The organism is Methanobrevibacter sp. (genome assembly GCF_045539575.1).
GTDB lineage: Archaea > Methanobacteriota > Methanobacteria > Methanobacteriales > Methanobacteriaceae > Methanocatella.
The window spans coordinates 201,827-215,281 of sequence record NZ_JAZQFM010000028.1 but is presented as its reverse complement, the minus strand read 5'-3'; the positions used below and the strand labels follow the sequence as shown (position 1 = coordinate 215,281).

17 protein-coding genes are annotated in these 13,455 nt (G+C 33.8%); 3 read left to right on the top strand and 14 right to left on the bottom strand.

The window, feature by feature from the left end:
• Positions 1-5: 5 nt before the first annotated feature.
• The 10 genes from ACKI30_RS03860 to ACKI30_RS03815 are packed head-to-tail and all read right to left on the bottom strand — an operon-like array spanning position 6 to position 4,434.
• Entirely contained in the window at positions 6-254 is a 249-nt protein-coding gene (locus ACKI30_RS03860) for an energy-converting hydrogenase B subunit J (protein ID WP_295160292.1), read from the bottom strand.
• Positions 251-730 carry an MnhB domain-containing protein gene (locus tag ACKI30_RS03855; protein WP_330008369.1) on the bottom strand — a complete coding sequence of 160 codons (480 nt, stop codon included), beginning with the start codon at positions 728-730 and terminating at the stop codon, positions 251-253. Before ACKI30_RS03855 ends, ACKI30_RS03860 begins: the two co-directional genes overlap by 4 nt.
• Complete coding sequence (gene mbhE, locus ACKI30_RS03850) at positions 727-966, bottom strand: hydrogen gas-evolving membrane-bound hydrogenase subunit E (RefSeq protein ID WP_295160398.1); 240 nt, start codon at positions 964-966, stop codon at positions 727-729. Before mbhE ends, ACKI30_RS03855 begins: the two co-directional genes overlap by 4 nt.
• 34 nt (positions 967-1,000) lie before the next feature.
• Positions 1,001-1,336, bottom strand: a complete 336-nt coding sequence (locus tag ACKI30_RS03845; protein WP_330008368.1) for a hydrogenase — start codon at positions 1,334-1,336, stop codon at positions 1,001-1,003.
• Positions 1,333-2,787 (bottom strand): energy conserving hydrogenase EhbF, encoded by a 1,455-nt coding sequence (gene ehbF, locus ACKI30_RS03840; RefSeq protein ID WP_330008366.1) that lies wholly within the window; start codon positions 2,785-2,787, stop codon positions 1,333-1,335. Before ehbF ends, ACKI30_RS03845 begins: the two co-directional genes overlap by 4 nt.
• Positions 2,780-3,166 carry a cation:proton antiporter subunit C gene (locus tag ACKI30_RS03835; RefSeq protein WP_295160281.1) on the bottom strand — a complete coding sequence of 129 codons (387 nt, stop codon included), beginning with the start codon at positions 3,164-3,166 and terminating at the stop codon, positions 2,780-2,782. Before ACKI30_RS03835 ends, ehbF begins: the two co-directional genes overlap by 8 nt.
• On the bottom strand, positions 3,166-3,399 hold the full coding sequence (locus tag ACKI30_RS03830) for a DUF4040 domain-containing protein (protein WP_295160279.1): 234 nt from the start codon (positions 3,397-3,399) through the stop codon (positions 3,166-3,168). The genes ACKI30_RS03835 and ACKI30_RS03830 overlap by 1 nt, the downstream gene beginning before the upstream one ends.
• A 1-nt stretch (position 3,400) precedes the next feature.
• Positions 3,401-3,823, bottom strand: coding sequence for a cation:proton antiporter (locus ACKI30_RS03825; protein ID WP_407410017.1), 423 nt, complete (start codon positions 3,821-3,823; stop codon positions 3,401-3,403).
• Positions 3,820-4,086 (bottom strand): monovalent cation/H+ antiporter complex subunit F, encoded by a 267-nt coding sequence (locus tag ACKI30_RS03820; RefSeq protein ID WP_407410015.1) that lies wholly within the window; start codon positions 4,084-4,086, stop codon positions 3,820-3,822. Before ACKI30_RS03820 ends, ACKI30_RS03825 begins: the two co-directional genes overlap by 4 nt.
• Before the next feature lie 33 nt (positions 4,087-4,119).
• Complete coding sequence (locus tag ACKI30_RS03815) at positions 4,120-4,434, bottom strand: monovalent cation/H+ antiporter subunit E (protein ID WP_295160270.1); 315 nt, start codon at positions 4,432-4,434, stop codon at positions 4,120-4,122.
• Positions 4,435-4,728: 294 nt separating this feature from the next.
• Between ACKI30_RS03815 and ACKI30_RS03810 the strand changes: the two genes are divergently transcribed.
• Positions 4,729-5,697, top strand: a complete 969-nt coding sequence (locus ACKI30_RS03810) for an arsenic resistance protein (RefSeq protein WP_407410013.1) — start codon at positions 4,729-4,731, stop codon at positions 5,695-5,697.
• Here the strand turns inward: ACKI30_RS03810 and ACKI30_RS03805 are convergent.
• The 3 genes from ACKI30_RS03805 to ACKI30_RS03795 are packed head-to-tail and all read right to left on the bottom strand — an operon-like array spanning position 5,689 to position 8,286.
• Positions 5,689-6,738 (bottom strand): glycosyltransferase family 2 protein, encoded by a 1,050-nt coding sequence (locus ACKI30_RS03805; RefSeq protein WP_407410011.1) that lies wholly within the window; start codon positions 6,736-6,738, stop codon positions 5,689-5,691. The genes ACKI30_RS03810 and ACKI30_RS03805 overlap by 9 nt on opposite strands.
• A 34-nt stretch (positions 6,739-6,772) precedes the next feature.
• On the bottom strand, positions 6,773-7,477 hold the full coding sequence (locus ACKI30_RS03800) for a metal-dependent hydrolase (RefSeq protein WP_407410093.1): 705 nt from the start codon (positions 7,475-7,477) through the stop codon (positions 6,773-6,775).
• Positions 7,478-7,521: 44 nt separating this feature from the next.
• Entirely contained in the window at positions 7,522-8,286 is a 765-nt protein-coding gene (locus tag ACKI30_RS03795; RefSeq protein ID WP_407410009.1) for a succinylglutamate desuccinylase/aspartoacylase family protein, read from the bottom strand.
• A 45-nt stretch (positions 8,287-8,331) separates the two neighbouring features.
• Here ACKI30_RS03795 and ACKI30_RS03790 point away from each other — a divergent pair, with 45 nt between their 5' ends.
• Positions 8,332-10,254 (top strand): IGHMBP2 family helicase, encoded by a 1,923-nt coding sequence (locus ACKI30_RS03790; RefSeq protein WP_407410007.1) that lies wholly within the window; start codon positions 8,332-8,334, stop codon positions 10,252-10,254.
• A 301-nt stretch (positions 10,255-10,555) separates the two neighbouring features.
• Positions 10,556-11,734 (top strand): argininosuccinate synthase, encoded by a 1,179-nt coding sequence (locus tag ACKI30_RS03785; protein ID WP_407410005.1) that lies wholly within the window; start codon positions 10,556-10,558, stop codon positions 11,732-11,734.
• A gap of 16 nt (positions 11,735-11,750) precedes the next feature.
• Here ACKI30_RS03785 and ACKI30_RS03780 read toward each other — a convergent pair whose 3' ends face one another.
• Positions 11,751-13,403, bottom strand: coding sequence for a helicase C-terminal domain-containing protein (locus ACKI30_RS03780; protein WP_407410003.1), 1,653 nt, complete (start codon positions 13,401-13,403; stop codon positions 11,751-11,753).
• Positions 13,404-13,455: the final 52 nt, after the last annotated feature.

Here is a 13,455-nt window from a genome sequence, read left to right as displayed (position 1 = left end):
ACTCCTTATTTACTCCGTGCAAATAGTAGTTTGCCTACAAAAATTCCTATTAATGCAGATAAAAATGCAGTTGAAACAGGCAAGTCTGTGTAAAACGGATAATTACCTGATTGCCATGCTACAATTATGCCTGCAATTAATATTACCGCAAATGAGCCAAGGGTGAATTTTGCATCACTGACATTGAGTTTGATTTGTGAACCTATTAGCAAACCCAATATCAAACCGAATATTATTGGTCCGAATGAAATCATTTCTCACCCTCCTCAACTAACTTTTTAAATCCTGCAAATGCTATAACAATTGAGGAAAGACCTACAAATACTTTTAAACCTACGAAAATATTGAGGTATGGAATGATTCCGGCATTAGTCACATCAGGATAATGGAATACATTCTGGATTGCAGCCGGAACAATATTCAGCAAATCTGTTCCGAAGTTGTATAGGTAAAATCCACCTACGAACAAACCGATCAATCCGAAAATGATAAATCCTAATGCGCCAACGGATTCTAAAACTTCAATATAAGCGTGAGATAATTCTAATGGGGAATTACCTAAACCATAAACAAGAATGGACAATATAATTCCACTAGCAATCATTGCACCACCTTGGAAACCTCCACCAGGAGTGATGTGTCCTCCAAGGATAGTCATTATACCTAAACAGATCAATATGATTGAAATAGGCAAAGATATGATTTTTAATATTACACTACCCTGATTCATTGTTTATCCCCCAATAATCCTCTACCGAATATTAGTAAAACTACTAATCCAGCAGTTAATAATATAATTGATTCGCCTAATGTATCGTATGCCCTGAAATCAAAAATAACTACAGTTACAAGGTTCGGAGCTATCTGTGTTCCAAGTGCATTGTAAATATTACTTACACCAGGGTTGATGATGCTGCTTAAATGGAATATTGCATCAAATAATGTAACAGAGAATATTGCTGTCATTACTGCTGCAAGCAAATTACGAATTGTATTTTTACTAGACAAGGTTACCACCCCAGTAAATAAATGTAACAATAATAGCGAGTGTTATCACTGCATAAAACAACATTTTCTCCAATGAATCCTCTTGTTCTATTTTAAACTTAGGAATAAGTGGAATATTACTGATTAACACAACAGCCAATATCAATGTAACCAAACCTGCGAGTAAAACACTGATGTGTCTTAACAATAACGCAGCCAGTACCAATGAAACAATGATGAATATTTCCGCTGTTATGCTTCCTGAAACATCTGCATTGGTTACAGGACCAGGTGAAAACAATTTTCTGAATTGCTTTACAACATTGAATATTTGATCATAAAGTTTCATAATATCCCTCCTACAAAGTTAGAGATTCCTGCTGTCACAATATCTGGGAATATACCTAACAATATAACAATGATTAACAATATACCCATTGCAAAAATCATTGTACGTGGAACTTCTTTTTTCTCCAATTCCAGTTCATTAGGTTTTGGTTTTAAAAACATTGTGTAATATGTTTTTACAAATACTACGAATGTAGCTATACTTACCATAATGGCCAAGATAGATATTTCAGGGAATCCGCAATTTAAAGAAGCCTGAACAAGCATTAATTTAGATTGGAAACCGCTTAGAGGCGGTACTCCAGCCATTGCCAAACCAGCAATTAAAAGCATGATACTGACTTTTGGGTGATATGCAAGAAGACCACCGAGTTTACGAGTATCCACTTCATCAGTAGCATTAACAATTGCACCAAATCCTATGAAGAGCAATGCAGTAATGATGATTTCATTCAATGCTTGGAAAAGCCCAGCTGTTACTGCATATTGTGTTCCAAGTCCGATACCTAAACCGATGAATCCCAGCTCTCCCACAGCTAAAAATCCAATCATTCTTCTGAAGTCAGTTTGAGTAAGTGCAAGAGAGACACCCAATATCATAGCCAAGATAGAGAAGAAGACTACGAGAACTTCGAAGATAGGTAAGGATGAATAAATTCTAAACATGATTAATACGATTGAAATCATTGAAACTACTGTAAATGATTGAAGCAGTGCTGCTCCGTGAGGTTCCGCTTTTGAATAAATTCCAGATTTTATAGTATGGAATGGTGGTAAACCAGATGCGTATAACCATCCAAAGAATATTAAACCGAGTGATAATAAAAATACTGGAGAAGTTGCGTCAACCAAACCATTGTGAACTGCAGCAGCAATATCTGTAACATTTACACTACCTGTTAATGCCAGTAAGAATCCAATTCCTAAAAGCATCATAGGAGATCCAATTGATCCTAAAACCATATATTTTAAAGCCATTTCATAACTGTAATCTATTGATGAAGCAGCAACAATACCCACCTGTGCAAGTGCTAAAATTTCGAAGAACACAAACATGTGGAAAATATCGTCTGTAAGCAACATTGCTGTTACAGCAGCTGTACCCAAGAATAATAGGAACAGGTAAGGTCCTGAAACTTTTTTATATTTAGTTAAATAAATGAATACAACTAAAAAGGTCAATAGACCTAACATTGCAATGAATATCTGCTGCAAGAATGTAAATGAGTATGTAATCGCTGGGTGATACATCACATTTGTCACATTGTCCATTACAGGAGCATATCCTCCAAAGTAATGGAGCCCATAATGAGAAGCTATAGGGATTACAGGAAGACATAAAGCGACAACGAATGCAAATACCTTTGTTGCTTTGTTGAATTTTGAAAATGCACTAATCAATAACGCAGCCATCAAAGGAACAATTACCATAAGTGGGATTAATTCATTCATCGTATTCCTCCTGTTTGGATGTGTCGGCTAACATCACGCTAGTGCTTAATGTGCCATATCTTCTGTATAAAACCATTACTAAAGCCAACATCACTGCTAATGTACTTGCACCGATTACAATACTGGTAAGTACTAAACCGAAAGGCAAAGGATATGCGGCGTTTGTTGCAAACCAGGAAGTATCCATGCCTGGCATTAAGATAGGTACAACACCTCCAGGCTTATAACCAATAGCAACAATGAATAAGTTGGCACCTTCTTCAATAAAACTAATACCAATTATCTTTTTTATGATATTATCTATGAAAATCGCTGAATAAAGTCCGATAACAACCAATGCAGCAGATGTGAATAATATCGCAAGTTGAGTTTGTGCCATTAGCTATCCTCCCTTTGAGTTTTTTTAACAGCTAGAGCAATAAATACAGGAACGATTGCGGCACCAACAATTGCCTGAGTTAAAGCAACATCAGGTGCAAGCAGAACTTGGAAAAGAACTGCAAGAGCTCCACCGGAAAATCCTGTCAATATTGCAGCCTTCAATAAGTCTTTTTGAATAAGAGCGAGAATTGCACTTAAAATAATTATAATCATTAAAACGAATTCCAACATCTTACTCCTCCTCATCAATATCAAACATAGTAACTGAGAACCTTTCATCGGCTTTGAGTTTTTCTGAATTTTCACTTTCTAAAGCCTGCATTTTTTCTTTAGAATGTATGAAAGGATTGTTATCATCTACAACTTCTTCAACAGTCACTAAGTCCAAATTATTTTCTCTATCTTCTTTTTTCCAATAAGCGTTAGCTATTGCATGAGCAATAAACGGTGCAAGAATGAAATATATTCCTGCAAGTAAATATTGGCCAAGGCCAATCATAGCAATAATACAAGCAATATCAAAAACACCAAAAATGTGTATTCTTGCATAAACAACATTTTTAGAGTCTTTTTTAAGGCTTAAAACACCAACTGCAGATATAATGATTAAGATTGCTGAAATAATAAGTAGTGCTGATTGAATGTATTCTATCATTCATCATCACCTCCCAAAACAACAGCAAAAGCAACAGTGCCTACAAAACCAAAGAATATTAAAGCTAATGATATATCCCTATAGAATTCAAGATTATATAAACCACCGATAATTAATAATGATAATGCAAAAGCATTAACAATAACGGAGCTTCCTAAAAGCCCCATTGAAGTGGATTTATATGCACTTGCTCTTAAAGCAGCCAACATTAATATGATTAATGCAATAACCACTAAATATTTTGAAATAAACAATATATCCATACTATCTCACTCGATTATTTTTAGGAAATGTTATCATTCTAACATTTTCTTAATATACGGTTCAAAAGGAATGATATCCTCTTTTTTTCTTGGAGAAATAGCAGCTACTTTAATAATGTTATTCTCACTGTCTAAATCAACAGACAAAGTACCAGGAGTTAAAGAAATACTGTTTGCTAAAATTGTCTGTGAAACAGGTCTCTCTAATACTGTTTCAATATCAACAACAATAGGATCAATATTTCTTCTCATAATTGAATTAAAACAAACATCGAATGTTGCTTTAATTATTTCATAAATAAGAACTAAGAAATATACAATTCCATAGCCAATTCTAGTCAAAAACATTAAACAAGCTCCATTTCGTTAATATTAATAATAGTCATAATACTGACTATATAATAATATTATTATTTATCATGATTATTTATTATAAATGTATGCATTTTTAAAAAAAAGCTAATGAAAAATCAATAACATATGAAATATTTTTTTAAAAAATATAAACACTAAATTTAATTAGCATTAAAGCGGAAATAAGAAAAATTTAGGGGTCAAATTAGGAAATAAAGAAAATTTAAATGTAAGAAAAAAGTATATATTATGACATATAAAATTTAGTCATACCTAAAAGGTGGAAGCATGGATTTAATAGAAAAACTAGAACCGATAATAATTTTTTCGGCTGTTGTCATAGGATTGATATTTAGTAACATTGACATTATTGCACAAAACAGCGAATATCTAATCAACATATTCCTATGCCTGATGCTTTACGGATTATTCCTTGAGGTTCCACTTAATGAACTTAAAGACAGTTTTAAAAACGTCAAATTCACATCCACAAGTTTAATAATAAACTTCATATGGACACCATTATTCGGATACTTTTTAGGATCCCTATTTTTAAAAGGAAATCTGGACATTGTAATTGGATTTTTCATGCTGATATTAACTCCATGTACCGACTGGTATCTTGTTTTTACCAAAATGGCAAAGGGAGATGTCAAATTAAGTCTTTCCATATTGCCAATTAATTTAGTGTTGCAAATCATCTTGCTTCCGATATATCTGGTGATATTTTTCTCAAGCGCAAACACAATGGATTACTCACAGCTTGCATATTCCCTTTTAATTGTAATTGTAATACCATTCATTGCAGCGCAAATTACAAAATTCATATTGAATAGTGAATTAAAAGAAAATGCCACAGAACTGTTTACCAATCTGCAAATCTGGTTTTTATCACTTGCGGTATTTTGCATATTCGCAAGTCAGGGAGGACTGCTATTTAACAATCTAAACTCTGTAGTAAGTATATTCATCCCATTAATCATATTCTTTGGCGTTAATGTCATAATTGATCTTTTAGTATCAGAAAAAGTTAATTTCTCATATTCCGAATATGCCAGCCTTACCATGACCACACTTGCACGAAATTCCCCATTGGCACTTGCAATTGCAATAAACTCATTTCCGGGACACGAATTAATTTCAATAGCCCTTGTTATAGGACCGTTGATAGAACTGCCTGTGCTTTATATTGTATCAAAATTCTGCCTATGGGTAAAAAATTCAGGATTGTTTTTCGTTTGCAACAATCTATTTTAATGATGATGTTAACCTTCTGATAGGCTTTGTAATCTTCCAGCTTTTGGAATTTTCCAATGTGTCAACCTTACGTTTGCAGTCATACAACTGTATAGCCAAACTGGCCTCTTTTAGAGTCTGAGAATCCAAAACAAGGTTTGCCTTATCCTTATCCTTTTGCTGAATTAAAGAATTGTTTTCAAAGTCTATTTTTTCCAATTCATCTTTAGCTTTTAGATAATACTCATCAGAATCAGAAAATCCCATGTAATACACAAGTTTTACAACTTGAAATGCCTCAAATTCCTTTTTGAATTCACTCATGAATCCGTTATTCTCAAGATAGTTTTTGATAATGTCTGAAAGGATAAAAAAGTTAATTGTGTTTGAGGATGAATGCACCAATGAACCGTCATTTTCACGATAATAGTACAGATATTCAGGCACAAATGATATCCTTTTAGCCTTCAGCATGGTCTTAACGTGGAATGGTGCATCGGAATATGATTTGATTTCTGGAAATGTGAAATCATCATCACTCATTAAAAATTCACGTTTGTACATTTTAAGCCATGGAGCAAACAAGTCATTTAAAACATGACTCTTGACATCCTTATAGGTAAATGTGAATTTATTGAAATTGACTTTGCCGAATTCCTTATCCAAATCAAAAGCGGGAAACTTATACTTTTCATTTGCATTTACAAAAATAGCTTTCAGTATGCAAAAATCAGAATCATTTGATATTAGATTATCATGCAACTTCTTAAAAGCATTGGAATCAAGATAATCATCAGAATCCATAAAGTAAACATATTTGCCTTTAACAATTTCCAGTGCCTTATTTCTGGTTTTTGCAACTCCCATATTTTCCTGGTCAATGACAGTAACTCGCTCATCTGCTTCATAATCCCTTAAAATTTCCAAAGAATTATCACTAGACCCATCATTAATGCATAATACTTCAATATCCTTGAATGTCTGATTTAAAATACTATCCAAACATTCTTTCAAATATTCTTGACTATTGTAAACAGGCAATATTACTGAAATTTCGACCATGAATATTATTATATATTTCAATATTATTAAATGGCTATGAGATTACATAATTTTCAAAAAAATTATAATAGAACGGACCCTGATAAAGCATTGCAACAATCACCAATACAAAAATGCAAACCAATCCAAATTGTCTAAATACTTTTTTTGAGGATAATGGAGCAAATATCTTTATCCCTGCAGGAGTGAATGAATCTAAAACAATATGTGAAAATAAACCAAGGAATGACGCAAATATTATTTCCAAATAATTGATGTTGAAAAATGGGACAATCACAACGCTTATGAAAAATACTGGTAAAAATACCATCAGAAGCTTCTTGTTTAAAAATAAAAAGCTTAAAAGAGCAATTATTATTGCCAATAAATAATACTGATTATCTATAATTGTAAATGATGTGACCAGCTGAAAAGCCCAGATAACAATTAGAGAAACAGCTGATGTCAATATGACAACGCCAAAAATTGAATGGGTGAAACTTCGATGCTCTGAAAAATAAAAACAAGCCCCTAAAAAGACTATGATTAAACCTATCAAATAAGGTAATTTAAGGATATAAAGTGAAATGAACACTATCAATCCTAAAATAATCAACTTATAGACATTGTCCTTTTTAAATTTATGATCAAAGTCAGGAATATTTGCACCAATCAAAGTTAAAGCAATCAACAGAGGACTATGAAAAAACATCAATGAAAGAAGTAATGCAAATACAGAATGCCCTTTATAAGAAGATATTGTAATCACCTTACACTTTAATATATCATATATAATTAAAAGTGTTAATCCGAGAGCATTTGATGAGTATTAATCCCAAAATATTCTAAAAAACTTCTCATTTGAGCAAGTGATTTTTCAATACTGCCTCTTACAATATTGCCGAATGGACATAAAACCTCACAGGTAACTGCAGGAACCTTATTTAAATTACAGACGTCTTCAACCGCACCTTTATAAGATGACCCCGCAAAGTCATATGAAATTACATCGCATCCAACTGAACGGGCAACATAATTTGCCAAAAGAAAGCTTTCAGGTGAAGGAGATTTTGATGAAAAGACAGACTCAAAACCCGGATTTGAGTTAAGTGCTGTTGAGTGGAAGTCCCCTACAAAATCAATTTCCAAATTCAAAACTGCATTTAAAATCAAATTGCTTAAAGAGTTATTGATGTGAGCAGACCTGTTCAAATCCATTGAATTGAAGGTACGCTCATTGTTCATTGAGGATTTTGGGGATGCAAATGGAATGAAATATAAATCCACATCCAAATCCTTACCAACCAATTCATTCATTAATTTTAAATTGGCAATTTGCGGTGACAGCTCATTTCCATGAATTCCAGACAGGATTAAAAGCTTTTTATCGCCACCACCCATTTTAAAGATTGGAGTTCCAAAAACAGATTTTTCTAAAATAAATTGATTCAATTTGTTTAGTTCAATATTTCCGAATAGCTGTTTGTTTCTGGAAATGTAACCTCCTGAAAAATCGCAGACATAAGCGAATTCAAGATTTTCAAATTCATCAATTTTTTTAAAATGCATAATTAATTATACAGTAACGCTCTTATTTATAAATTAGGGATTACATTGAAAAAATATATTAAAAATTTAATTAGACTAGTCAATTATGAAAGAGATGCTGAAATCGAACTTATGCGATTTGAAATAGCACATATGTCCGGTGAAAAAAGGGAAGAACTGGGCCGTGCCATCAACAAGGTGAAAGGAAAATATGTTGGAGAGGAGCTGGGCCTTAAGATTGTTCAGTTCGGACGGTCCGAAACAATCGAAACAGAAATTTCAGTCGGAGATATGGTATTGGTTAGTGCTGCAAATCCCTTAAGCAGTGACTTTACCGGAACAGTTACAGAAAAGGGAGCAAGATACATTAAGGTAGCCTTTGATAAAAGAATTCCAAGATGGGTTGTAAAAAAGAAAACACGACTTGACTTATATGCAAACGACATTACCTTTAGAAGAATGGAAGACAACCTCAAACACTTGAGTCTCAAAGGAAAAAACGCTCTTGAATACATCTTAAATAAAAGAAATCCCAAACCAAATCGTTCTGTCCCCTATATCGATTATATTGATAAAAGCTTAAATGAATCTCAAAAATCCGCAATTGAAAATGCCCTTTCATGCGAAAACTTTTATCTGATTCATGGCCCCTTTGGTACAGGAAAAACAAGAACACTTGTTGAGCTAATCTCACAGGAAACAAGACAAAACCATAAAGTGCTTGCAACAGCTGAAAGTAATGCTGCTGTTGACAATATCCTGGAAAGATTGATGGATAATAAAAAACTGAAGCTTACAAGACTTGGCCATCCCCAAAGGGTTTCAAAGCATAACATTTCACAAACACTGGCATATAAAGTTGAAAATCACAAATTGAATAAAAGAATCAGAAAAATCAGAAATAAAATTGACAATCTAATTGAAAAAAGAAGTTCCTACACAAAGCCTACACCACAGTACCGCAGAGGCTATGGCGACTATGATATCCTCTACAATGCATCCAAAGGAAAAGGAGGAAGAGGAATATCTCCTGAAAAAATGAAGTCAATGGCACAGTGGATTGAATACAACCAACAGATTGATGAGCTTCATGACGACATCAAAAGAGTGGAAAACAAAATGATTCGAGACATTATCGAGACAAGTGATGTTATTTTATCCACCAACTCATCAGCGGCTTTGGAGTCAATTTCAAGAACCAAATTTGATGTTGCAATCATTGATGAGGCTTCACAAGCCACAATTCCAAGTGTCCTAATCCCAATAGCCAAGGCTCACCGATTCATCCTGGCAGGCGACCACAAGCAGCTTCCACCGACAATAATCAGTGACAAGGCTCAAAAATTAGAGAAAACATTGTTTGAGGAGTTAATTAAAATCTATCCGTTCAAATCACAACTGTTGGATGTTCAGTATCGTATGAATTCCCTTTTGATGAAGTTTCCAAATGCCGAGTTCTACAACAACAATCTGAAAAGCGATGCATCAGTTGATGACATTACCATAAATGACATAATTACAACAACCGAAAAAGAAGAGCCTATGCTTTTTGTTGATACATCAGCTGTGGATGACTCTGGTGAACAACATCTAAAGGATTCAAAGTCAATTATAAATGAAATTGAAGCGGAAATTGCAATTAAACTTGCCAATGATTATATGAAAGTTGGCCTAACAGAAGATGACATCGGAATAATAAGCCCATATGCTGATCAGGTGAAAATCATTCAGGACAAAACAACTGTTGAAGTCAAAACCGTTGACGGATTTCAGGGAAGAGAGAAAGAAATCATTATAATATCCACTGTCAGAAGCAATGACGATGGAAATATTGGATTTTTAAGAGACCTTAGAAGATTGAATGTTGCAATAACCCGTGCAAAACGTAAACTGATAATTATAGGCAACACCAACACTTTAAAAGTCAATCCAACCTATGCCAGACTGATAGAGTTTGCAAGAGAAATTAATGTTCTAATCACAGTATAATTTAGGTATGCCTAAACTTTTATATACTATGAACTACAACATATTAAATAAAGTATGAAATAATACTTTTAACACAAACTCTTAATTGGGATTTTCTTTTTAAAGCCCATATAACTTTCAACCTCAATTATACTCCCTCAATTAAGAGTTTTCTTCTGCCTTATTTTTTATTCCAATTTTCAAAAAAAATTAAATGAAACTTCGCAAAATTAAATTGAGAGTTCTTTAAAAATTTTAAATACTATTAAACATATAAATATAACTTGATAGTTCATTCTTATCAAAATTATATGGTGATTTTATGACTGATAAAGTACTTTTAGCATTCAGTGGAGGATTAGATACCTCCGTTTGTGTTAAATTATTAGAAGAAAAATACAATGTAGAAGTTATTACCGCATGTGTGGATGTAGGTCAAGGCGAAGAAGAAATGGAAAAAGCAAAAAATAGTGCAGCTAAAATTGGAGGATTAAAACACTACAATATAGATGCTAAAGAAGAATTCGCAAACGAATACATTGCACGCGGAATTAAAGCAAATGCAGAATATGAAGGATACCCATTAAGTACTGCTTTTGCAAGACCATTAATTGCTCAAAAACTTATAGAAGTAGCTGAAAAAGAAGGAGCAACTGCAATTGCACACGGTTGTACTGGAAAAGGAAACGACCAATTCAGATTTGAAGCAATTATCCTTGCAATGTCCGATTTAGACATCATTGCACCAATCAGAGAAATGAATTTAACAAGAACTGAAGAAAAGGCATATGCAGAATCTAAGGGAATTGAGTTAAATTACGATAAAATTTACAGTATTGATGAAAACCTCTGGGGAAGAGCAATTGAAGGAGATGTCCTAGAAGACCCTGCAAATGAACCTCCAGAAGACATCTACGAATGGACTGCCTCCTGGGAAGATGCTAAAGACGAACCTGAAAAAGTATCTATCGAATTTGAAGAAGGTATCCCTGTAGCTATTAACGGCGAAATGATGCCATTAATTGACATCATCATTAAAGCAAATGAAATTGCAGGTTCCCATGGTATTGGTAGAGTAGACACCATTGAAAACAGAATGATTGGTATCAAAAGTAGGGAAATCTACGAAACCCCTGGTGCAAAATTATTAATTGCAGCTCACCAAGCATTAGAGGAATTAGTTTTAACAACTGACGAGTTAAGATTTGCTGAATACATGTCCGGACTCTATGCAGACCTTGTATACAGAGCACTCTGGCAAGAACCTTTAAGAGAAGACCTTGACCAAGCAATCGACAATATGCAAGAAAGAGTAAGCGGAGAAGTTGTAATGAAACTGTTCAAAGGTTCAATCCAACCAATTTCCAGAAAATCTCCATTCAGCTTACACAGCATTGAACAAATTACCTTTGAAGACAAAGAAACTGACCAAAGAGATGTTGAAGGTATGATCAAATACCACGGTCTTCAAGCAGCAAATTATCAAAAATTAAACAGATAGCTTTAACGCTATCACCTTACTTCTTTTTTTGAATAGCCTCAATGAAATATTCATTGAAAAAACTTTTATTGAAATCAAAAAGATTTATAAAATCAGAATCGATTATATACATCTCACACCAATCATCTTTATCCCTAATCCCACGACCATATGCCTGCATTATTGCCATGACTGCCTGATAATAATACCATGATTTATCCAATGCTTTTCTGTATTTGACCTGTTCATTCAGCTGAGGATAGGGAACCTTGAAAATAATTTGGAATCTGCATAAATCACCTTTGAAATCAACACCGTCCTTGATTGATGCACCAATGAGAATTAGATTTTCATTTGATTCAGTGAATTCTTTTAAAATAATGTTTCTGTCTTCACCACCAACAAACATCAAAGGATAACCCTTTAAATTTTCCATTATCCAGAATGCCTGTTCATTACTTGAAGTGTGAATTACTCCCTTTTCATTTTTATGGTTGTCCAATATTTCCTTAATTTTTTTAATCGCCCTGTCATTTTTCCAGTTTGGAATTCCTCGAGTTTTTCCACTCATGCTGGCTACGAATTCCGGATATATCGGTCTTTTGGCCACATCAAAAGGAGATTTCTCATAGATATAATAAGTCTCATCAATGTTTATGTTATTCCACTGACAGAATTTTTCCATATTGCCCAGTGTTCCTGTCAAGAATATGCGGACATTGCCCAATTTCAATAGGTTTTGAGTATCATCTGAAACTGAAAATGGCTTGAATTCAGCGGAAATATCCATTTTACCCTCCATGATATCATTTCGATTTGGAAGGTCAATGATTAAATCCTCAGTTGTCAAACCCAGACTTATTGTGGCAAATGATTTCATGTCCGTTTCCAGCCTTTGTTTTTCAATATAGTCTGGAGAGGAGAATTTTGACGGATCGTTTTCAAATTCATCCAATGTGACCTGAACGTCCCTTTTGTGTTCCCCTTCGATTTCTTTGATACGCTCTTTACAAACGTTAATTAACCTGTCACATAAGTCAATCCAATGATGAGAATCTCTTTTTATAGCATTATATGAAATGGAATTGTTCATCAGCGATTCAAAAATATCAATGCCGAATTTGGTTGAAATGTATTCGCGATTTAAACTATGGGAAGACAGCATCAGCATTTTACGTTCAAGGTTATGGGCCTCATCCAAAATCAGCAGCTCTCTTGAATCCAACAACTGATTTGCAACGCCCATATAATATAAAAAATCATAGTTGGTGATTACGTTTTCAGCATCGACAGCCTTCTTAAACGCTATTCTAAAAGGACAGTCCCCACATTTTCTCAGATTGTATTCGTCCTTAATGCAAAAATCACATGTTCCCTTGTAATTGCAGGGATAGTTTCCTTTACCCTTGATTTCAACAAGCATATCTTCAAAATCATCCAGATACTGCTCCTGGAGCTGCTTGGTCATTGTCAAAATGTAGGAATCTTCATACATGTTTGCAAGAGTGGTAGCAATAGCTGATTTTCCAGTACCGGTTCCGGCTTCCAGAATGATATTTTTATAGCCTTCACCTATTGCAAAATTAATTTGGTTAATAAGTCTAATCTGACTGTTTCTAGGATTGTACTTTGGAAATGACCAGTAAACCATCCAGTCCAAGTTTGAATTGTTGTTTTCATTGCCTGCCATAACATTCACCAAATTAATCACAATATTATAATAAACCATTTATTGAAAATGA

Bases quoted from the DNA above. Each gene is read 5' to 3' on its own strand.
- ACKI30_RS03860 (WP_295160292.1), bottom strand. From the start codon at position 254: ATGATTTCATTCGGACCAATAATATTCGGTTTGATATTGGGTTTGCTA.
- ACKI30_RS03855 (WP_330008369.1), bottom strand. From the start codon at position 730: ATGAATCAGGGTAGTGTAATATTAAAAATCATATCTTTGCCTATTTCA.
- mbhE (WP_295160398.1), bottom strand. From the start codon at position 966: ATGACAGCAATATTCTCTGTTACATTATTTGATGCAATATTCCATTTA.
- ACKI30_RS03845 (WP_330008368.1), bottom strand. From the start codon at position 1,336: ATGAAACTTTATGATCAAATATTCAATGTTGTAAAGCAATTCAGAAAA.
- ehbF (WP_330008366.1), bottom strand. From the start codon at position 2,787: ATGAATGAATTAATCCCACTTATGGTAATTGTTCCTTTGATGGCTGCG.
- ACKI30_RS03835 (WP_295160281.1), bottom strand. From the start codon at position 3,166: ATGGCACAAACTCAACTTGCGATATTATTCACATCTGCTGCATTGGTT.
- ACKI30_RS03830 (WP_295160279.1), bottom strand. From the start codon at position 3,399: ATGTTGGAATTCGTTTTAATGATTATAATTATTTTAAGTGCAATTCTC.
- ACKI30_RS03825 (WP_407410017.1), bottom strand. From the start codon at position 3,823: ATGATAGAATACATTCAATCAGCACTACTTATTATTTCAGCAATCTTA.
- ACKI30_RS03820 (WP_407410015.1), bottom strand. From the start codon at position 4,086: ATGGATATATTGTTTATTTCAAAATATTTAGTGGTTATTGCATTAATC.
- ACKI30_RS03815 (WP_295160270.1), bottom strand. From the start codon at position 4,434: ATGTTTTTGACTAGAATTGGCTATGGAATTGTATATTTCTTAGTTCTT.
- ACKI30_RS03810 (WP_407410013.1), top strand. From the start codon at position 4,729: ATGGATTTAATAGAAAAACTAGAACCGATAATAATTTTTTCGGCTGTT.
- ACKI30_RS03805 (WP_407410011.1), bottom strand. From the start codon at position 6,738: ATGGTCGAAATTTCAGTAATATTGCCTGTTTACAATAGTCAAGAATAT.
- ACKI30_RS03795 (WP_407410009.1), bottom strand. From the start codon at position 8,286: ATGCATTTTAAAAAAATTGATGAATTTGAAAATCTTGAATTCGCTTAT.
- ACKI30_RS03785 (WP_407410005.1), top strand. From the start codon at position 10,556: ATGACTGATAAAGTACTTTTAGCATTCAGTGGAGGATTAGATACCTCC.
- ACKI30_RS03780 (WP_407410003.1), bottom strand. From the start codon at position 13,403: ATGGCAGGCAATGAAAACAACAATTCAAACTTGGACTGGATGGTTTAC.